The 19,786-nt window shown below is 60.2% G+C and carries 16 protein-coding genes; 4 read left to right on the top strand and 12 right to left on the bottom strand.

Features of this window, described 5'->3' with window-relative positions; genetic code table 11:
• Positions 1-25: 25 nt before the first annotated feature.
• Complete coding sequence (locus tag C4J90_RS25925; RefSeq protein ID WP_124421110.1) at positions 26-2,002, bottom strand: methyl-accepting chemotaxis protein; 1,977 nt, start codon at positions 2,000-2,002, stop codon at positions 26-28.
• A 178-nt stretch (positions 2,003-2,180) separates the two neighbouring features.
• A complete protein-coding gene (locus C4J90_RS25930) occupies positions 2,181-3,101 on the bottom strand; it encodes a LysR substrate-binding domain-containing protein (RefSeq protein WP_124364954.1) in 921 nt (306 codons plus the stop codon).
• Between the two features lie 151 nt (positions 3,102-3,252).
• On the opposite strand from C4J90_RS25930, the gene C4J90_RS25935 reads away from it, so the two are divergent.
• Positions 3,253-4,656, top strand: coding sequence for a NorM family multidrug efflux MATE transporter (locus C4J90_RS25935; protein WP_124421111.1), 1,404 nt, complete (start codon positions 3,253-3,255; stop codon positions 4,654-4,656).
• A gap of 127 nt (positions 4,657-4,783) precedes the next feature.
• On the opposite strand, the gene C4J90_RS25940 is transcribed toward C4J90_RS25935, so the two are convergent.
• Positions 4,784-6,448, bottom strand: a complete 1,665-nt coding sequence (locus C4J90_RS25940) for a bifunctional diguanylate cyclase/phosphodiesterase (protein ID WP_124408495.1) — start codon at positions 6,446-6,448, stop codon at positions 4,784-4,786.
• A 265-nt stretch (positions 6,449-6,713) separates the two neighbouring features.
• Between C4J90_RS25940 and rep the strand changes: the two genes are divergently transcribed.
• Both rep and C4J90_RS25950 read left to right on the top strand, forming a co-directional pair.
• Positions 6,714-8,723 (top strand): DNA helicase Rep, encoded by a 2,010-nt coding sequence (gene rep / locus C4J90_RS25945; protein ID WP_124364957.1) that lies wholly within the window; start codon positions 6,714-6,716, stop codon positions 8,721-8,723.
• A 58-nt stretch (positions 8,724-8,781) separates the two neighbouring features.
• The gene (locus tag C4J90_RS25950; protein ID WP_003176890.1) at positions 8,782-9,351 is read left to right on the top strand and encodes a xanthine phosphoribosyltransferase; all 570 of its coding nucleotides are present in this window, start codon (positions 8,782-8,784) and stop codon (positions 9,349-9,351) included.
• 142 nt (positions 9,352-9,493) lie between these two features.
• Here C4J90_RS25950 and C4J90_RS25955 read toward each other — a convergent pair whose 3' ends face one another.
• The 8 genes from C4J90_RS25955 to dadA form a co-directional block, all read right to left on the bottom strand.
• Positions 9,494-10,825, bottom strand: a complete 1,332-nt coding sequence (locus tag C4J90_RS25955; RefSeq protein ID WP_124420083.1) for an IS110 family transposase — start codon at positions 10,823-10,825, stop codon at positions 9,494-9,496.
• A 272-nt stretch (positions 10,826-11,097) separates the two neighbouring features.
• On the bottom strand, positions 11,098-13,020 hold the full coding sequence (locus C4J90_RS25960) for an acetyl-CoA hydrolase/transferase C-terminal domain-containing protein (RefSeq protein ID WP_124421112.1): 1,923 nt from the start codon (positions 13,018-13,020) through the stop codon (positions 11,098-11,100).
• 123 nt (positions 13,021-13,143) lie between these two features.
• Positions 13,144-14,475, bottom strand: a complete 1,332-nt coding sequence (locus C4J90_RS25965) for an IS4 family transposase (protein WP_124361991.1) — start codon at positions 14,473-14,475, stop codon at positions 13,144-13,146.
• A gap of 118 nt (positions 14,476-14,593) precedes the next feature.
• Positions 14,594-15,004 (bottom strand): cytochrome c5 family protein, encoded by a 411-nt coding sequence (locus C4J90_RS25970; RefSeq protein WP_124421250.1) that lies wholly within the window; start codon positions 15,002-15,004, stop codon positions 14,594-14,596.
• Between the two features lie 181 nt (positions 15,005-15,185).
• Positions 15,186-15,734, bottom strand: coding sequence for a cupin domain-containing protein (locus C4J90_RS25975; protein ID WP_003176893.1), 549 nt, complete (start codon positions 15,732-15,734; stop codon positions 15,186-15,188).
• A 116-nt stretch (positions 15,735-15,850) separates the two neighbouring features.
• Positions 15,851-16,924, bottom strand: a complete 1,074-nt coding sequence (gene alr / locus C4J90_RS25980; protein ID WP_124421113.1) for an alanine racemase — start codon at positions 16,922-16,924, stop codon at positions 15,851-15,853.
• A 76-nt stretch (positions 16,925-17,000) separates the two neighbouring features.
• Complete coding sequence (locus C4J90_RS25985) at positions 17,001-17,354, bottom strand: RidA family protein (RefSeq protein ID WP_124364960.1); 354 nt, start codon at positions 17,352-17,354, stop codon at positions 17,001-17,003.
• Positions 17,326-18,627: a D-amino acid dehydrogenase gene (dadA, locus tag C4J90_RS25990; RefSeq protein ID WP_124368810.1), complete on the bottom strand. Its 1,302-nt coding sequence runs from the start codon at positions 18,625-18,627 to the stop codon at positions 17,326-17,328. The genes C4J90_RS25985 and dadA overlap by 29 nt, the downstream gene beginning before the upstream one ends.
• A gap of 156 nt (positions 18,628-18,783) precedes the next feature.
• Here dadA and C4J90_RS25995 point away from each other — a divergent pair, with 156 nt between their 5' ends.
• Positions 18,784-19,272: an Lrp/AsnC ligand binding domain-containing protein gene (locus C4J90_RS25995; protein WP_003176896.1), complete on the top strand. Its 489-nt coding sequence runs from the start codon at positions 18,784-18,786 to the stop codon at positions 19,270-19,272.
• 124 nt (positions 19,273-19,396) lie between these two features.
• Here the strand turns inward: C4J90_RS25995 and C4J90_RS26000 are convergent, their stop codons facing one another.
• Complete coding sequence (locus C4J90_RS26000) at positions 19,397-19,750, bottom strand: YkgJ family cysteine cluster protein (RefSeq protein ID WP_124364962.1); 354 nt, start codon at positions 19,748-19,750, stop codon at positions 19,397-19,399.
• Positions 19,751-19,786 lie beyond the last annotated feature (36 nt).

Here is a 19,786-nt window from a genome sequence, read left to right on the forward strand (position 1 = left end):
CTCGCGCATTCTGAATGGCGGTGGCTTAGCGGAACCGGTCTACTTCATGCCGCAGGCCCGCCGCCAGGGTCTCCAGTTCCTTGGCGGTGATCGCCAGGTTCGACACCACTTCACGCTGCTCGCTGTTAGCCAGCGCAATGCTCTGCAGGTTGCTGCTGAGCAAGGTCGCGGTGCTGCTCTGCTCCTGGGTAGCGGTGGTGATGGCGGCGAACTGCTGACCAGCCGAGCGGCTCTGCTCGTCGATGCGCGCCAGGGCCGAGGCCACGTCGGCATTGCGCGACAGGCCTTCCTGCATCAGCACATTGCCGTGTTCCATGGTGCTGATGGCATTCCCGGTTTCCTGCTGGATGCTCTGGATCATGCCGGAAATTTCATCAGTGGCCTGGCGGGTGCGCGAGGCCAGGTTGCGCACTTCGTCAGCGACCACGGCAAAGCCACGGCCTTGCTCGCCCGCGCGGGCAGCTTCGATGGCGGCATTCAGCGCCAGCAAATTGGTCTGTTCCGCGATCGACGTAATCACGCCAACGATGCCGCCGATTTCCTGGGAACGCTGGCCCAAAGTGTTGATCACCGTCGCGGTGCTGTTCAGGGCGGTGGCGATATGTTCCAGGGACGACGAGGCCTCCTGCATCGAGGCACGCCCGATGCGGGTCTGCTGGGCATTTTCCTGGGCCAGACGCTCGGTGCTGCCCATGTTGTCAGCGATATTCAGGGAGGTGGCGCTGAACTCTTCCACCGCGCCCGCCATGCTGGTGATCTCGCCGGACTGCTGTTCCATGCCTTCATAGGCACCGCCAGACAAACCGGACAACGCCTGGGCACGGCTGTTGACCTCTTCAGCCGCCTTGCGGATGTGCGAAACCATGGTCGACAGCGCTTCGCCCATCTGGTTGAAGCTGCGCGCCAACTGGCCGATTTCATCATGGCTGGAAACATTCAGGCGTGCGCTCAGGTCGCCTGCACCGAGCGCTTCGGCTTGGCGTACCAGGTCACTCAGGGGCGCGAGCTTGCTGCGCAACAGCCACACGGTGGCGCCCACCGCCAACAGCATGGCCAGCACGCTGCCGATGACCAGGCGCAGACCGACGTCCCAGGTCACTGCACGAATCTCAGCCTTCGGCATGCTCGCCACCACCGCCCAGGGGCCGCCCTCGAACGGTACCGAAACACTGTAGAAATCTTCGTTCTTGTCGCTCCAGAAGCGCCCTTCACCCGGCTTCTTCGCCAGGTCGAGCATCACCGGAATGGCTTGATCCAAGGCTTGTACACCGGCCGGCGGCACCAGCCAGTGCTTCTGTTCATCCAGCAACGAGAGAGAGCCAGTCTGGCCGATACGGAAGCGCTTGAGATTGTCGAACTGGGCTTTCTGCTCGTCGGTGTAGTCGAAACCGATGAACAGCACCGCAATGACTTTTCCGCTGGCGTCACGCACTGGGCTGTACTGGGTCATGTACGAGCGATCGAACAACACTGCCCGACCGACGTAGGTCTGTCCGCTGAACACACGCTGGTAGGCCGGCCCCTGGCGGTCCAGCACAGTGCCGATGGCGCGGTTGCCATCCTGCTTGGTCAGGGACGTGCTGATGCGGACAAAGTCATCGCCGCTGCGCACGAATACCGTGGCCACGCCGCCGGACATGTCCTTGAATTCATCCACTTCGCTGAAGTCGTTGTTCAGCAACTGGCTGCCCAGGTAGAGGCTCGGGGTTTGCACACCGGCCACGGCGACTGGCTCGTCTGCACGCACGCTCAAGCCGGCGCCGAAGCGCTTTTCAAACAGCCCGCTCAAACGCTGGGTGCTCTCGCGCAAGGTGCTGTGGAAGGTATTGAGTTGGTCGGCGAGCAGGCGCGCCTCGCTGGCCAGGTGTTCCTCGCGGGTGGCGAGGTTGGCGGTGTCGAGGGAGCGTAAAGCGAAAACGGTACTGCCGCTGATAACGACAGCAAGAATCACGGCCAATGCGAGGCCTAACTGGGAGGCGATCCGAGCGCGAGGTTGAGACATGACAGCTCCTGAGCCGAGGCCAGGATCATCCTGATCTCTTAGCGCTGCTCGGCGAATTATCTGGTGGGAAACGTAAGTGCACGATGGTTCCAACACTCCTACTTCGGCGGAGTTTTACAATACTTGAGCGATTCACAGGGGTATCGCGCAAACGATTGCCGTACACATGCCAAACCCTTCATTCGAGGCGGGCCACTTCGGGCAAAACCATCGCATGCACCTCGCCCTGGAGAAACTCCGCCAAACGCCGCAAGCGCTCACCACCGGGCCGGGTTTTCGGCCACACCAGGTAATAGCTTTCCCCGCTGGCGACGGCCGTTGGCCAAGGCAGGCTCAGGCGTTTCTGGGCGACGTCCTCGGCCACCATCAGCAGGTCACCCATGGACACCCCGTAACCCCGCGCGGCAGCGATCATGCCCAACTCCAGCGTGTCGAACACCTGCCCACCCTTGAGCGAAACCCGGGACGCCAGCCCCATGCGTTCCAACCAGTAACGCCAGTCGCGACGGTCCGGTGTCGGATGCAGCAGTTCGGCCGTTGCCAGCCGCGTCACGTCCCAGGGGCCGTCATCCAAGAGATTGGGCGCGCCCACCGGAATCAGCATTTCGGCAAACAGGTAACTGGCCTCCCAGTCTGCGGGAAAGTGCCCGTTACTGAGCAATACCGCGCAATCGAACGGCTCCTGGTTGAAGTCCACTTCATCGATGCTCATCCACGCACTGGTGAGCTGCACCTCATTGCCCGGCTGCAAGGCCCGAAAGCGACTCAACCGCGCCAGCAGCCAGCGCATGGTCAAGGTGGACGGCGCTTTCATACGCAAGATGTCATCTTCGGCATTCAGGGTATGGCAGGCACGCTCCAGGGCGGCGAAACCTTCGCGCACGCCGGGCAGCAACAAGCGCGCCGCCTCCGTGAGCTGCAGGGTGCGGCCGCTGCGCTGGAAAAGCCGGCAGGCGAAATGCTCTTCGAGCGTACGAATATGCCGGCTGACCGCACTTTGGGTAATCGACAACTCCTCTGCCGCGCGGGTAAAGGAGTGGTGACGAGACGCGGCCTCGAACGCCCGCAGGGCGTAAAGCGGAGGAAGACGACGGGACATTCTGAAAGCTCCGACAGCGCAATCCGCAAACCCTACCAGAATAGTTCAGGCATGAGTTTTAATCATGCAGACGATCGCTTTTATCCTTTTGTGCAATGCGCCCAAAGCGCCGAGAATCAGCCCTCTCCACCTATCTTACCTGTCGAGCGTGATGATCATGCAGCATCCGGTACGTACCGAACTCTGGGCCATTCTGCGGCTGTCGGGGCCGTTGATTGCCTCACAGTTGGCGCACATGCTGATGGTGCTGACCGACACCCTGATGATGGCTCGCTTGAGCCCCGAAGCCCTGGCCGGCGGTGGCCTGGGCGCGGCGAGCTATTCGTTCGTGGCGATTTTCTGCATCGGTGTAATTGCGGCGGTGGGCACCCTGGTGGCGATCCGTCACGGCGCGGGCGACATCGACGGTGCCACCCGGCTGACCCAGTCCGGGCTGTGGCTGGCCTGGTTGATGGCCCTGGCGGCGGCGCTGCTGCTGTGGAACCTGAAGCCAGTGCTGCTGCTGTTCGGCCAGACCGAAACCAACGTGCAGGCCGCCGGGCAATTCCTGACCCTCCTGCCATTCGCCCTGCCCGGCTATCTGAGCTTCATGGCGTTGCGCGGTTTCACCAGCGCTATCGGCAAAGCCACGCCAGTGGTGGTGATCAGCTTGTGCGGCACGGTGGTCAACTACCTGCTCAACCATGCGCTGATCGAAGGCATGTTCGGCCTGCCGAAGCTCGGGCTGATGGGCATTGGCCTGGTAACGGCCATCGTCGCCAATGGCATGGCGTTGGCGCTGATGTGGTACATCCGCAGCAACCGGACCTACGCCGCCTACCCCCTGAGCACCGGCCTGCTGCGTCTCAATACCCACTATCTGCGCGAGCTGTGGCGCCTGGGCCTGCCGATCGGCGGCACCTATGCAGTGGAAGTCGGGCTGTTCGCGTTTGCGGCGCTGTGCATGGGCACCATGGGCAGTACGCAGTTGGCGGCGCACCAGATTGCCCTGCAGATCGTCTCGGTGGCGTTCATGGTCCCGGCGGGGATGTCCTACGCGGTGACCATGCGTATCGGCCAGCACTATGGCGCCGGGCGGTTGTTGAGCGCGCGCTTGGCCGGGCGGGTCGGCATAGGGTTCGGCGCCATGGTCATGCTGGGGTTTGCCGTGGTGTTCTGGCTGTTTTCCGACCCGCTGATCGGGCTGTTCCTCGACCATGACGACCCGGCCTTTCATGAGGTGATCGTGCTCGCCGTCAGCCTGCTGGCCGTCGCGGCCTGGTTCGAGCTGTTCGACGGTGTGCAGACCATTGCCATGGGCTGCATCCGTGGCCTCAAGGACGCCAAGACCACCTTCCTGGTGGGGCTCGGTTGCTACTGGCTGATCGGCGCGCCATCGGCCTGGTTGATGGCGTTCACGTTAGGCTGGGGGCCGACCGGCGTGTGGTGGGGCCTGGCGCTGGGCCTTGCCTGCGCGGCGGTGAGCCTGACGTGGGCGTTTGAGGCGAAGATGAAGCGGATGATTCGACAGGAGCCGGAAATACAAACTGCTTTCGAGGCCGCGCAGACGCACTAAGGGCCTACTCGATTAGAAATGTGGGAGGGGGCTTGCCCCCGATAGCAGTGGGTCAGCCAACACATTTGTTGCCTGATACACCTCATCGGGAGCAAGCCCCCTCCCACATTTTTAGATTGTGGTTTATTCAGCCCAACAACGCCTGCTGGCCCTTGCCAAACGTCAGGTACTCCACCAGCTCGGCCAGTGGCAGCGGTTTACTGATCAAGTAGCCCTGGGCTTGATCGCAACCAAACAGCCTCAAAAGCGCAAGCTGCTCGGCGGTCTCCACGCCTTCGGCCACCACTTCCAAGTTGAGGTTGTGGGCCAGGTTGATCATGGCGTGCACCAGTTTGCGATTCTCTTCGCGCTCTTCCATGCCGCCGACGAAGCTCTTGTCGATCTTCAACAAGGCAATCGGCAGGCTGTTGAGGTGCACGAACGATGAGAAACCGGTGCCGAAGTCATCCAGGGAAAACCGCACGCCGAGGCGACCGAGGGCGTCCATGGTCTGTTTGACCAGGTCGCTGCGACGCATCACAGCGGTTTCGGTCAACTCGAACTCCAGCCATTGCGCTTCCACGCCACGCTCGGCAATCAGCCGACTGAGTGTCGAGAGCAGTTGACTGTCCTGAAACTGGCGAAACGACAGGTTGACCGCCATGTGCAACGCCGGCAGGCCACGTTCGCGCAGGTCCTGCATGTCGCGCAGGGCACGGGAAATTACCCAATACCCCAACGGCACGATCAGGCCACTTTGTTCGGCCAGGGGCACGAACTCGCTGGGTGGCAACAGGCCACGCTCGCCATGGCGCCAACGCACCAAGGCTTCCAGGCCCACAATATGCCCATCGTCCAGGTCAAGGCGCGGCTGGTAGTGCAGCTCCAGCTCATCGCGGCGCAACGCACGGCGCAATTCGCTTTCCAGGTCGGCCAGGCTGCGCGCGTTGCGGTTGATGCGTTCGTTAAAGATATGAAAGGTACAGCCCTGGGTGCTTTTAGCCTGCTGCATGGCGATATGGGCGTGCCACATCAACGGGTCGGCCCCGGCGCGGGCGCGGGCATGCGCCACACCCAGGCTGCAGCCGATCAGCAGGCTTTCACCGTCCACCCAGTAAGGCTCGGCCATGACTTCGGTGATGCGCTCGGCCATCCACTCGGCACGCTGCGGCGCACGGCGGGTGTCGATCAGCAGCGCGAACTCATCGCTGCCCAGGCGCGCCAGTTGGTCACCGGCTTCAAGCTGGCTCTTGAGCCGCGATACCACCTGCAGGATCAAGCGGTCGCCGGCCTGATGACCGAGGGCATCGTTGGCGTGACGGAAATTGTCCAAGTCCAGGTGACCGAGGGCCAGGCCGCGACCTTCGTTATCCGCCAGCCGCGCCGCCAGCAAGGTCTGGAAACCCTGGCGGTTGGCGATACCGGTGAGCGGGTCCTGTTCGGCCAGGCGCTGCAACGTGTTCTCCAGTACGCCACGCTCGCGCACATGGCGCAGGCAGCGGCGCAAGGTATCGGCGTCCAGCACGGAATGGACCAGCCAATCGCTGACACCGAGCGGCGAAACCAGGGGTTCCTGTTCCAGCAACAATACACACGGCAAGCTGCACCGGCCCGGGCCGGGTTGCAGAGGGGGCGTGGTCAAGAGCACCGCACCGTGGTCGTCGTCGAACAGACGACTCACCGAGTCCCAGTTGGGCGCGCTGATCAGCACAGCCCCGTCGCCCATCGGCGCCAGGCACTCGCGCAACAACGCTGCCCACTCAGGCTCATCGGCCAGCAGCAGCAAACGCAAGGGTTCGACAGGCGTAGACAAGCTAGCTCCCTAGACTCTGCAAGAATTCGTTGGCGGTGGCATTATGACGTGCGGTCGGACAATGACCAATGCCTGACAAATGATAGGTGCTATCAAACACGCAGACTGTGAAAAATAGTCGCAATACCCCGCACATCCTGCGGCAAAGTAGCAAAACCGGCAAATTTAGATCGAGTGGTACGTCACACCGTCGATCCAGGGCAGCAGAAACTTGCCAGCCTGTTAAAATGCCCGCCCTTTTGAACGACGACTCCCCGAACTCTGTATGTCCCGACTCAATCCCCGGCAGCAAGAAGCCGTGAACTACGTCGGCGGCCCTCTATTGGTGCTCGCCGGTGCTGGCTCCGGCAAGACCAGCGTGATCACCCGCAAGATCGCGCACCTGATCCAGAACTGCGGCATCCGCGCCCAGTACATCGTCGCCATGACTTTCACCAACAAGGCGGCGCGGGAAATGAAAGAGCGCGTCGGCACCCTGCTCAAGGGTGGCGAAGGCCGTGGCCTCACCGTGTGTACCTTCCACAACCTCGGGCTGAACATCATCCGCAAGGAACATGCGCGACTGGGCTACAAACCGGGCTTTTCGATCTTCGACGAGGCCGACGTCAAAGCCCTGATGACCGACATCATGCAGAAGGAATACGCGGGCGACGACGGCGTCGACGAGATCAAGAACATGATCGGCGCCTGGAAAAACGACCTGGTCCTGCCCGCCGAAGCCCTGGAAGCCGCACGCAACCCCAAGGAACAGACCGCCGCCATCGTCTACACCCACTACCAGCGCACGCTCAAGGCGTTCAACGCGGTGGACTTCGACGACCTGATCCTGCTGCCGGTCAAACTGTTCCAGGAACACAAGGACATCCTGGAAAAGTGGCAGAACAAAGTGCGCTACCTGCTGGTGGACGAATACCAGGACACCAACGCCAGCCAATACCTGCTGGTGAAGCTGCTGATCGGTACACGCAACCAGTTCACCGTGGTGGGCGACGACGACCAGTCGATCTACGCCTGGCGCGGTGCGCGCCCGGAAAACCTGATGCTGCTCAAGGACGACTACCCGTCCCTGAAAGTGGTGATGCTGGAGCAGAACTACCGCTCCACCAGCCGTATCCTGCGCTGCGCCAACGTGCTGATCTCGAACAACCCCCACGAGTTTGAAAAACAACTGTGGAGCGAGATGGGCCATGGCGACGAAATCCGCGTGATCCGCTGCCGCAACGAAGACGCCGAAGCCGAGCGCGTGGCCGTGGAAATCCTCAGCCTGCACCTGCGCACCGACCGGCCTTACAGCGACTTTGCGATCCTGTATCGCGGTAACTACCAGGCCAAGCTGATCGAGCTGAAACTGCAGCACCACCAGGTGCCGTATCGCCTGTCGGGCGGCAACAGCTTTTTCGGGCGCCAGGAAGTGAAAGACCTGATGGCCTACTTCCGCCTAATCGTGAACCCGGACGACGACAACGCCTTCCTGCGCGTGATCAACGTGCCGCGGCGGGAAATCGGTTCGACGACCCTGGAAAAGCTTGGCAACTACGCCACTGAACGCAAGATCTCGATGTACGCCGCCACCGACGAAATCGGCCTGGGCGAACACTTGGACACGCGTTTCACCGACCGCCTGTCGCGCTTCAAGCGCTTCATGGACAAGGTACGCGAGCAGTGCGCCGGTGAAGACCCGATCAGCGCCCTGCGCAGCATGGTCATGGACATCGACTACGAAAACTGGCTGCGCACCAACAGTTCCAGCGACAAGGCCGCGGACTACCGCATGGGCAACGTCTGGTTCCTGATCGAAGCCCTGAAGAACACCCTGGAAAAAGACGAAGACGGTGAAATGACCGTCGAAGACGCCATCGGCAAGCTGGTGCTGCGCGACATGCTCGAGCGCCAGCAGGAAGAGGAAGACGGCGCCGAAGGTGTGCAGATGATGACCTTGCATGCATCCAAGGGTCTGGAATTTCCCTACGTGTTCATCATGGGCATGGAAGAGGAAATCCTCCCGCATCGCTCCAGCATCGAAGCCGACACCATCGAGGAAGAACGGCGCCTGGCCTACGTGGGCATTACCCGTGCGCGTCAGACACTGGCCTTCACCTTCGCCGCCAAGCGTAAGCAATACGGCGAAATCATCGATTGTGCCCCCAGCCGCTTCCTCGATGAGCTGCCGCCGGATGACCTGGCCTGGGAAGGCAACGACGACACCCCGACCGAGGTGAAGGCCGTTCGCGGCAACAGCGCCTTGGCTGATATACGCGCGATGTTAAAGCGCTAGAATCGACTACTTTTTAATCTACTTTCGGCGCCTGTTGCGCTAACAGAGGAAGCTTTCCGTGGAAGCACTGCACAAGAAAATTCGCGAAGAAGGCATCGTGCTTTCCGATCAGGTACTCAAGGTTGATGCCTTTCTGAACCACCAGATCGATCCGGCACTGATGAAACTGATTGGCGACGAATTCGCCGCGCTGTTCAAGGACTCCGGCATCACCAAGATCGTCACCATCGAAGCCTCAGGCATCGCCCCGGCGATCATGACCGGCCTGAACCTCGGCGTGCCGGTGATCTTCGCACGCAAGCAGCAGTCCCTGACACTGACCGAAAACCTGCTGTCGGCGACGGTGTATTCCTTCACCAAGAAAACCGAAAGCACCGTGGCAATTTCCCCACGCCACCTGACCAGCAGCGACCGCGTGCTGGTCATTGATGACTTCCTGGCCAACGGCAAGGCCTCCCAGGCGCTGATTTCGATCATCAAGCAAGCGGGCGCGACCGTCGCCGGCCTGGGCATCGTTATCGAGAAGTCATTCCAGGGCGGCCGTGCGGAACTCGATGCCCAGGGTTATAGGGTTGAGTCGCTGGCGCGGGTGAAGTCGCTGGCGGGTGGGGTTGTGACCTTTATCTGATTCAACACAGCTCAAAATGTGGGAGGGGGCTTGCCCCCGATGGCAGTGGGTCAGCCAACCTTTTTGGTGACTGATACACCGCTATCGGGGGCAAGCCCCCTCTTATCAAACAAAAAATAACTCATTGTTTTTGCTCTTAATTTCAAGCCGCTTTAACCAGCTGCATTCCTAACTTACGCGCCTTGCGCTCCAAGGCGCGCATCTGCCGGTCACGGCTTTTTTCTTCAAACTCCTCGATTCCTTTTTCAACGTACGGTTGACCTTTAGTCAGCATCGCGTAAATCAGCCGGGCCAGTTGATGCGCTGTCGCCTTGATTGCGCAGCAAGTATCCATTCGGGTTAGGCGCGCCCGATGGCTTGCTCCGATAAAGCTTTTATCATTGCGTGCGATAGAAGCGGCTTGCTTTAAAGCCTGTGCAGCTCGGTTAATCACTTTTAGAGATTTCCCGGGCAAGGGTTTTCCTCCCGAAATTCGCGTTGGCGGCGCGAGGCCCAGCCAGGAACAGAAGTGCTGTGAGGTCGGAAACCGCGACAAGTCCGATCCCAATTCGCTAGCCAAAACCAACGCCGTATCGATGCCGATAGTAGGAATTGCGGTTAAATCTACCCCCATCACCTTATTCAGCGCTCGATGCAGGGTCAATTGCTGCTCAGTGGAGCGGTGTGGGTTGCGCAGCGTTTTAGCTGGGAGCACGACCTCGTCTTGAAGAACAGGCAACCGTTCAAGTGCAAAGGCGATGGCTAGGTCGCATTCACCAATCTGTTTTTCAAGGAAGTCGTAAGCCGCCAGTTCCTGACTCAGTGCATGCAAATGCTCAGCTCGCCAGTTACCCCGCAAACTTCGGGCGACAGTGGCCTGGTCGGCTTTGACGCGCTTGTCTCTAAGCATGGCAAGTACTTCGGGGTCACGTTCTCCATCAACGATTGCCCGCAAAATACTCATGCCTGTCACCCCGGCAATGTTGCTGATGACTTGAGCCAGTTGGATGTTCATCTGGACCAAAGCCTTTTGCATCCGGTTGAGGGCCTTGGCTTGGTCGCGGACCTTATTGCCACGCTGACGGACCAGTGAGCGCAATGAACACACATCGTCCGAGGGCCGAAAAGCGCCTCGCAGCAGCCCGTGCGTCATGAGCTGAAGGATCCACTGACAATCCAGTACGTCGGACTTGCGACCGGTTATTTGCCGGGTCGCACGGGAATTCACGAGATAGACTTCAAACCCTCGTCTATCGAGTATTTCAAAGAGCGGGATCCAATAAACTCCAGTCGCCTCCATCGCCACCACCTTGACGCCCATGGATTCAAACCAATCGGCCATGGCATGCAAATCATCGGTGAAGGTTGAAAACCGCTTAACCGGATCATCGCATTTGGTCGGATCAACAGCGGCCAAATGCTCACTGCCGCCCACATCAACGGCAGCGCAGTCCGGATGGATAACCTCAAAACGCTTTTGGTTCTTGCGCGTCATGACAATTCCTCGCAGGATTGAACGACGCGGGCGGGGTACACGGTGGCGAGCGGATTCACTCTCTTATACGTGGTCACAGCTTTGCTGTGCCGACAATGACTCCACGCCGATACCGTGCAGGCCACTCTCCCACTCGGGTGCTGTCACACCAGTGTTGGCTACGGCCTTTGCCCCGCACGCGTTCTTCAACCTTACGATGAACCAGTTTGATGCGCGACAGCGCTACGTCGAAGACTTAGTGGGACCTCCCACATTTTGTCTGATGTTGGCTTTTAGTGCGCAGTGGCCTGTAGGCCGGCGAGTAACAGGCGCTGATACAGATCCTCTTTCAACCCCTCCGGCTGATCCAACCGCATCCGCTTCAAATGTTCGGGAAACGCTTCCGGCTCCGGCGCATCCAGCGCCGCCTTGCCCAGTTCCAGCATCTCCGTGAGCTTGAATTTGCTCTTGAGCCAATTCAGAGCACGCAACAGGTCCCGCTCCTCATCCGTGAAATCACTGCCCAACGGGTATTCCGGGAACAGTCGCCGATGCTTGGCTTGAATCGCCTGGAGCCGTTGCGGTGTGTTGTCGGCAAAACGCGGGTCCAGCTTGAAATCCTTGGGCAGCTTGCCGGCTTTTTGCGCCTGTTCGATCAAGCCTTCCTGGAAGCGCGAGTCAGTGACATTGAGCAACGCCTCGATCACCTGGGCATCCGTCTGACCGCGCAAATCGGCAATCCCGTACTCGGTAATGACGATATCCCGCAGGTGCCGGGGAATGGTGCAATGGCCGTACTCCCAGACGATATTCGAACTGACCTCCCCGGCCGACTCGCGCCAGCTGCGCAGGATCAGGACCGAGCGTGCGCCTTCCAGTGCGTGGCCCTGGGCAACGAAGTTGTACTGCCCGCCCACGCCGCTGAGCACGCGGCCATCTTCCAATTGGTCGGCCACACCGGCGCCGAGCAAGGTGACCATGATCGCGCTGTTGATAAACCGTGCGTCCTGGCGCTGCAAGCGCTTGAGCTCTTCCTGGCCGTACAGCTCGTTGATATAGCTGATGCGGGTCATGTTGAATGCCAGCCGCCTGGCGTGGCTCATCTCCTGCAAGCGCTGGTAGAAACTGCGCGGACCGAGGAAGAAACCGCCATGGATCGAGATGCCATCGGGCTGCGCCGCATCATCGAGCAGCCCCGCGTTGGCCTGCTCCTGGGTCGCCACATCCGGGTACACCTTGCGCCGGATGATTCCGGCATCGGCTAGCACCAGCAAGCCGTTGACGAACATTTCGCTGCAACCGTAAAGGCCACGGGCGAATGGCTCAACGCCGCCTTCACGGCTGATCAAGGGCGCCCATTGATACACATCCAGGTCGGTCAGCAACAATCGATAGGCTTCATTATCGGCCTGGCGCGCCAGCAATGCGGCGGTCAGCGCGTCGCCCATGGAGCCGATACCGATCTGCAAGGTGCCGCCATCGCGCACCAGCGTGCTGGCATGCAGGCCGATAAAGTGGTCCTGGAAGCCCACCGGCATGTTTGGCGTGGAGAACAGCGTAGTGCTGTCTTTCTCATCGAGCAGGTAGTCGAAGGCGTCCATGCCCAACTCGGCATCGCCGGGCATGTAGGGCAAGTCGCTATGGACCTGGCCGACGATCAGGATGGTCTCACCCGCCGCGCGCCGCTTGGCGATCATCGGCAGCAGGTCGAGGGTGATATCCGGGTTGCAGCTCAGGCTCAGGCGGTCGGGGTGCTCGGCGCTGCTGGCAACCAGTTGCGCCACCAGGTTCAGGCCGGCGGCGTTGATGTCCCGCGCGGCATGGCTGTAGTTGCTGCTGACGTAATCCTGCTGCGCCGAGTCGCTGTGGAGCAGGCTGCCGGGCTGCATGAAGAACTGCTGCACGCGAATATTCTTCGGCAGGCTGTCCGTGTGCAGGTCAGCGAGGAAATCCAGCTCGGGGTAATCGCCGAATACCCGCTGGATAAAAGGTTCGAGAAAGCGCTTCTGCAACCCGTCGCCTATCGTCGGCCGGCCCAGACTCAATGCGGTGTAGATCGTCAGCGCGCGCTCGGGCAGCTTGGCGATACGCCGGTAGAGCGCATTGGCGAAGAGGTTGGGTTTGCCCAAACCCAGGGGCATGCCCATGTGGATATGCGCCGGCAAGCGCGCCAGTACGTCGTCAACTGCTTGCTCGATTGAACACAACTGCACCATCCGACTGCTCCCGAACATTCCATGAATTGGGGTTGGACCGAGCTTGCCGGGTCTTTGCTGCAATGAACAGCCACGAAACGCAAATCGCGGGCACAAAAAAGCCGCTCGTGAGCGTAATGCTGTTCACTTAAGCGGAGCAGCATTGCGATCCACTGGAAATCGGGTTTTTGAGATCTTCACCGTCCTCGGCCTTGCAGGTCTGGGGCGGTGATCCAGAAACAAGCTGCCGATACCCTTCCTTAGTTCGGCCAAGCGTCTGCCTGTGGCTGATACCGGATTGGCTGCCGCCATCACGATCAACTGCACGGCGATATACTGGCAAACGGGCTTAAAGCGTATGTCCGACGGAGCTCGACCAAACGCTACCGCTGCTTGACCGGCCTCCCGGCGAATCACGTTGTAAGCGAGTAAAAGCCCCCAGACCTCCTGATAGACCAAGTCGATTTTTTTACTGCGCAAGGTCACGGCATTCTGCTGCATAGAGCTTTTGATATCCCTAAAGCCCAATTCGATTTCCCAGCGTTCCTGATAAAGTTTGGCAACGACCTTGGTGCTGTAGGTGTTGGCTGGTAACGACGTCATGACAGTTTTTAATCTGCCTTGGATTTCATAGCTGACTTCGCGGGCTTCCCAGTGGGTGCCAAGAGCCGGATTTCTCTTTCTGGCTTGCGGTGAGACCTTCATGCGCACCAAGCGGTCGTGCTCGCCGTAACGGATCACTTCTTCACAGACCATGCCTTTTTTGGCGGGAATCAACCAATGACGGTGGGTTCCGGTGTTACTCAGGCTCAACAGCATTTCTGCGCCCCAAAATCCTTTATCGAATAGCGTCACGGAGTGGTCGGGGACTTGCTGCAAAAACTCGTCGGCCAAGCGCATTTCACTGCGCCGGTAAGGCCCTAATTGTGCATCCAGGATTAAGTGCGAACGCACGTTCATCAGCGCTACCAAGCGCATCATGGGGAAGGGAGTCTGACGATCACTGGGCGTATTTCCTGACCCGAAATGATCTCGAAGCTCGGGTGTGTCCGGCGTGCGCAAGAGCGCACCGTCCACCGCGAAGACCTGCAAACCGTGCCAGTCGTCCTCGTCGTAGCGCTCCAAGCCCCATTGAGTGCCGGTTTTACGGAATAACCACTCAACGGGATCGGCCCCTAGTCGCTTGCGGGCTTCAGTGACGCCGCTTCGGGCCAACAAGTGGTCGGAGGCGAGGCCTTGAGCGCAAATGTTCAACCGTCTAGCGACCTCATGGACAGGCTCATCACGAAACAACGCCATGCCAAGCACCAACCAAAGCACCTGATCGGCGGGCAAGCGACGCCGACGAATAGTGGCCTGACTGGATAGATCCAGCGCAGACGCAACCCATTCAATGGGGATGTTCTGGGTGAAAGTGCTTAGGTCGCAGAAGTTGAAAAGGTCGCCGAGGTCGAGCAGGTCCTGTTGAACAGACATAAAAAAATCCGATGCCAGAGGTCTGGCATCGGATTTTCTAGGAAGCCCCGCTTTAGCTCAAATGCTTAAGTGAACAGCATTACGCTCGTGAGCGGCATTTTTGGCGAAGATCTGCGAGTTAGAGCCCGGACATCTTCTTGATCGCGCCCTTCAGATCGTCATCCGAGCAATCCGCGCAAGTGCCCTTGGGCGGCATGGCATTGATGCCGGTGATCGCCTTAGCGAGGATGCCGTCAAGGCCGCCCTGGTGATCGGCGCGCTCTTTCCACGCGGCGGTATCGCCAACTTTCGGCGCTCCCAACAAGCCGGTGCCGTGGCAAGCGTTGCAGTGCTTGGCGATGATCTCGTCCGGGGTTCTCGCCCCACCGCCGCCCGCCACTACGGCGACTTCCATGCCCTTGCATTCCTGGCCCTGGACACACACCTGGCCCACAGGCTCCAGGCGCTTGGCGATGTCATCGTTGGTCGCAGCTTGAGCGCTGACAGCCCATAGGGCCAGTACGGTTGCTGGTGCAGCCAGCATTTTCATAATTAGGTTCACGCGTTCACCCTCAATGGTGGCTATTCACGCCTGCGGCCACGGTTTCACAGGCGGCGAAAGTATAGCGGTTAGCCCGCCCGGCCGAAACAACCCTATTAAATAAAGGGAGATTCGGCCTCACGGTGTACAGCTGCGCGAACCCCTGCAACGCTGGCAGGGCGCCTCTGTTTTAAAAGTTCGCGGGTGTGGCTGCGCTGATTAGTCGCGCCGGCACGTCGAACGGATTGCGAAAACGATGGGGCTTGGTGCTTTCAAAGTAGTAGCTATCGCCTGCTTCGAGCACAAAAGTTTCAAGACCGACCACCAGTTCCAAGCGCCCTTCCACCAGAATCCCGGTTTCTTCGCCTTCGTGGGTGAGCATTTCTTCGCCCGTGTCGGCGCCTGGCGGGTAGATTTCGTTGAGAAACGCGATGGCCCGGCTCGGGTGCGCTCGGCCTACCAGCTTCATGGTGACGGCACCGTCAGAGATGTCGATCAGCTCATTGGCTTTATAGACGATCTGCGTCGGTATTTCCTGGAGGATCTCTTCGGAAAAGAACTCGACCATGGACATGGGAATGCCGCCCAGGACCTTGCGCAGGGAACTGATCGAGGGGCTGACGCTGTTTTTCTCGATCATCGAAATGGTGCTGTTGGTGACGCCCGCGCGCTTGGCAAGCTCGCGCTGGGAAAGACCTTTGAGTTTACGGATGGATTGCAGTCGTTCGCCGACGTCCAATGCAGGAGCCTCCTAGGATTCAGGCTTTGTTGTAATTGAGCGTTATCATGGCGACAGCGTTCAGTATTTACAACACTTGGGCCTAAATCCCGGACAGCTGTATTCGTACTGGGCGATCAAGCGCCGCAATAGAGCCTTGGCACCCGGCGCAGGTTGCAGAAGATCTGGTAAGGGATGGTCTCGGCAGCGGTCGCGACGTCGCTGGCGAGGATGTGCTTGCCCCACAATTCCACTGTGGAACCCAGGCCCGCCTGGGGCACATCCGTCAGGTCGACGCAGAGCATGTCCATGGACACCCGGCCCAGCAACTGGCTGCGCTGGCCGGCGACCAGCACCGGCGTGCCCGTCGGCGCGTGGCGCGGGTAGCCATCGGCATAGCCCATGGCAACCACGCCGATACGCATCGGCTTGGGTGTGACGAACCTGGCGCCGTAGCCTACCGGCTCGCCGGCTGGCAGTTCGCGCACACAAATGATCTTGGACTCCAGGGTCATCACCGGCTGCAAGCGGGCAGCGATGGCCTGGTCGTCACCAAAGGGCGTGGCGCCGTAGAGCATGATGCCTGGGCGCACCCAGTCGCTGGGCACACTCGGCCACCCCAGGACGGACGGTGAATTGCGCAGGCTCACCTCCGCCGCCAGCCCTTGGCGGGCCGCTTCGAATACCGCCACTTGTTCGTTGCTGCTCACGCAATCGAGTTCATCGGCGCGGGCGAAATGGCTCATCAACACGATCTTTGCGACGTTGCCGCTGGCCAGCAGGCGCTTATACGCCTCCTGGAAATCCTTGGGATGCAGGCCGACACGGTGCATGCCCGAGTCCAGCTTGAGCCAGAGGGTCAACGGTTGGCTCAGCGTGGCCTGCTCGATAGCCTCGAGTTGCCACAGCGAATGCACCACGCACCACAGGTTTTGCTCGACGATCAGCGACAGCTCGTCGGCTTCGAAAAAACCTTCCAGCAGCAGCACCGGCGCACGTATCCCGGCGGCGCGTAGTTCCAGGGCTTCTTCGATGCACGCCACCGCGAACCCGTCAGCCTCGGCCTCCAGCGCCTGGGCCACGGGCACCGCGCCATGCCCGTAGGCATCGGCCTTGATCACGGCGAGGGCTTTGGCCCCGCTGACTTCGCGGGCCAGTTGGTAGTTGTGGCGCAGGGCTTGAAGGTCGATCAGGGCACGGGCAGGACGCATGGCGGCAGGCTTCTAGGCGGCAGAGTAAAAAAACCGGTGCCGACCAACAACGTCGGCGCCGGGAGAGGGATTCAGGTTAAGGCAGCGCAGCCACGACGGACAGCTCTACCAGAATGTTCGGCTCACACAATTTGGCTTCAACCGTAGCGCGAGCGGGCGCGGCGCCTTTGGGCAGCCACGTGTCCCACACCGCGTTCATACCGGCGAAGTCGGCATCGATGTCCTTCAAATAGATGGTTACCGACAGCAACCGGGTCTTGTCGGTGCCGGCCAGGTCCAGCAGACGCTCGATGTTGGCCAGGGTTTCACGGGTCTGCTGCTCGATGCCGGCATTCATGTCGTCGCCGACCTGGCCTGCCAGGTACACGGTGCCGCTGTGAACAACGATCTGGCTCATACGCTCATTGGTGAGCTGGCGCTGGATTGACATGTCTTGCAGACTCCTGGTGGTTGCCGTAACGGGAAATAGCGAGGCCTTCGGCGCTGATCTGCGGGGTTTTCTTCGCCATCAGGTCAGCCAGCAAACGACCGGAGCCGCATGCCATGGTCCAGCCGAGGGTGCCGTGGCCGGTATTCAGGAACAGGTTCTTGAATGGGGTGCCGCCGACAATCGGTGTGCCATCGGGTGTGGTCGGGCGCAGGCCGGTCCAGAAACTGGCTTGGGCCAAATCGCCGCCCTGAGGATAAAGGTCGTTGACGATCATCTCCAGGGTTTCACGCCGGCGCGGGTTGAGCGACAGGTCAAAACCGGCTATCTCAGCCATGCCGCCGACGCGAATGCGGTTGTCGAAACGGGTGATCGCGACTTTGTAGGTTTCGTCGAGGATCGTCGAGGTAGGCGCCATTGCCGGGTTGGTGATCGGCACGGTCAGCGAATAGCCCTTGAGGGGATACACCGGCGCCTTGATCCCCAGCGGCTTGAGCAGCTTGGGCGAATAACTGCCGAGGGCCAGCACGTATCGGTCGGCGGTTTCCAACTTGCCGTCGATCCACACGCCATTGATGCGGTCGCCTGCATGATCGAGGCGCTGGATGTCCTGTTCGAAACGAAACTCAACGCCCAACTGCTCGCACATCTGCGCCAGGCGCGTGGTGAACATCTGGCAGTCGCCGGTCTGGTCGTTGGGCAGGCGCAGGGCACCGGCGAGAATATCGGTGACGCTGGCCAGGGCTGGCTCGACCCGAGCGATGCCGGCACGATCAAGCAACTCGAAGGGCACGCCAGACTCCTGCAACACGGCGATGTCCTTGGCCGCACCATCGAGCTGGGCCTGGGTGCGGAACACTTGGGTGGTCCCCAGGCTGCGCCCTTCGTAGGCAATCCCGGTTTCTGCGCGCAATTCGTCAAGGCAGTCGCGGCTGTACTCAGAGAGGCGGACCATGCGCTCCTTGTTCACCGCATACCGGCTGGCGGTGCAGTTGCGCAGCATCTGCGCCATCCACAGGTATTGGTCGATATCGGCAGTGGCCTTGATTGCCAGCGGCGCATGGCGCTGCAGCAGCCACTTGATTGCCTTGAGCGGCACGCCCGGCGCGGCCCATGGCGACGCGTAGCCTGGGGATACCTGGCCGGCGTTGGCGAAACTGGTTTCCATGGCGGCAGCGGGTTGGCGGTCGACCACGACGACTTCAAAGCCGGCCCGCGCCAAATAATAGGCACTGGTCACCCCAATGACGCCGCTACCCAAGACCAGAACGCGCATTTTTATATCCTCACCACGGGCTGAGCCGCTGACGTGTGTTATTCGAGCAATGATGGACGCAGTGTAAAAAACAATCGCCAGTGCATTTCACTATATAAATGCCTATATTTGGCGACAATTCTCGGCACAAACCGTTTTAACAGAGGCGTATCCCCTATGCGTACCAACACCCAGACCAAGCGGGAGCTGGACAAGATAGACCGCAATATCCTGCGCATCCTGCAAACCGATGGGCGCATTTCGTTCACGGAACTGGGCGAGAAGGTTGGGCTGTCGACGACTCCGTGCACCGAGCGGGTACGCCGGCTGGAGCGCGAGGGGATCATCATGGGCTACAACGCGCGGCTCAATCCGCAGCATTTGAAGGGGAGTTTGCTGGTATTTGTCGAGATCAGCCTGGATTACAAGTCTGGCGATACGTTCGAAGAGTTCCGACGCGCCGTGCTCAAACTGCCCCATGTGCTGGAGTGCCATTTGGTGTCCGGGGACTTCGACTATCTGGTGAAAGCGCGGATTTCCGAAATGGCTTCGTACCGCAAATTACTCGGCGATATCCTGCTCAAGTTGCCCCATGTGCGCGAATCCAAGAGCTATATCGTGATGGAAGAAGTGAAGGAAAGCCTGAACCTGCCGATTCCGGACTGACTGACACAACTCATTCAAATGTGGGAGGGGGCTTGCCCTCGATTGCAGTGTGTCAGGCATCGCAGAATGACTGACACACCGCTATCGGGAGCAAGCCCCCTCCCACATTGACCGAGTACACCTGCTAGACCAGTACTTGCCGGGTGCTCGCCATGTACTCATGGATCTGCTTTTCCACCCGTGGGTGAATCAGCTCCACCGGTCGCCGACCATTGGGGCATGGCAGGGTCTTGGTGGTGCCAAACAGCCTGCAGATCAACGGGCGCTCGTCGTAAACCGTGCAGCCGTTCGGCCCCAGGTGCACGCAGTTCAGCTCGTCCATCGCAGCTTCCTGCTCGGCGGCCGTCTTGCGTGGCAGGCGCGACATTTCCTCGGGCGAGGTGGTGACCGGCCCACAGCAGTCGTGGCAGCCAGGGACACACTCGAACGAAGGAATCTGTCGGCGCAGGGCGCTGACTTTCTGACTGTTGCAACTCATCGACACCTACACCCCACCGCGAACAGGCCTGGATTC

This window comes from Pseudomonas sp. R2-60-08W (genome assembly GCF_003852335.1).
In the GTDB taxonomy this organism is placed as follows: Bacteria; Pseudomonadota; Gammaproteobacteria; order Pseudomonadales; family Pseudomonadaceae; genus Aquipseudomonas.

What these genes read in the sequence shown, in the direction of transcription:
- C4J90_RS25925 (WP_124421110.1), bottom strand. Translation starts at nt 2,002, where the DNA reads ATGTCTCAACCTCGCGCTCGGATCGCCTCCCAGTTAGGCCTCGCATTG.
- C4J90_RS25930 (WP_124364954.1), bottom strand. Translation starts at nt 3,101, where the DNA reads ATGTCCCGTCGTCTTCCTCCGCTTTACGCCCTGCGGGCGTTCGAGGCC.
- C4J90_RS25935 (WP_124421111.1), top strand. Translation starts at nt 3,253, where the DNA reads ATGATCATGCAGCATCCGGTACGTACCGAACTCTGGGCCATTCTGCGG.
- rep (WP_124364957.1), top strand. Translation starts at nt 6,714, where the DNA reads ATGTCCCGACTCAATCCCCGGCAGCAAGAAGCCGTGAACTACGTCGGC.
- C4J90_RS25955 (WP_124420083.1), bottom strand. Translation starts at nt 10,825, where the DNA reads ATGACGCGCAAGAACCAAAAGCGTTTTGAGGTTATCCATCCGGACTGC.
- C4J90_RS25960 (WP_124421112.1), bottom strand. Translation starts at nt 13,020, where the DNA reads ATGGTGCAGTTGTGTTCAATCGAGCAAGCAGTTGACGACGTACTGGCG.
- C4J90_RS25965 (WP_124361991.1), bottom strand. Translation starts at nt 14,475, where the DNA reads ATGTCTGTTCAACAGGACCTGCTCGACCTCGGCGACCTTTTCAACTTC.
- C4J90_RS25970 (WP_124421250.1), bottom strand. Translation starts at nt 15,004, where the DNA reads ATGAAAATGCTGGCTGCACCAGCAACCGTACTGGCCCTATGGGCTGTC.
- alr (WP_124421113.1), bottom strand. Translation starts at nt 16,924, where the DNA reads ATGCGTCCTGCCCGTGCCCTGATCGACCTTCAAGCCCTGCGCCACAAC.
- C4J90_RS25985 (WP_124364960.1), bottom strand. Translation starts at nt 17,354, where the DNA reads ATGTCAATCCAGCGCCAGCTCACCAATGAGCGTATGAGCCAGATCGTT.
- dadA (WP_124368810.1), bottom strand. Translation starts at nt 18,627, where the DNA reads ATGCGCGTTCTGGTCTTGGGTAGCGGCGTCATTGGGGTGACCAGTGCC.
- C4J90_RS25995 (WP_003176896.1), top strand. Translation starts at nt 18,784, where the DNA reads ATGCGTACCAACACCCAGACCAAGCGGGAGCTGGACAAGATAGACCGC.
- C4J90_RS26000 (WP_124364962.1), bottom strand. Translation starts at nt 19,750, where the DNA reads ATGAGTTGCAACAGTCAGAAAGTCAGCGCCCTGCGCCGACAGATTCCT.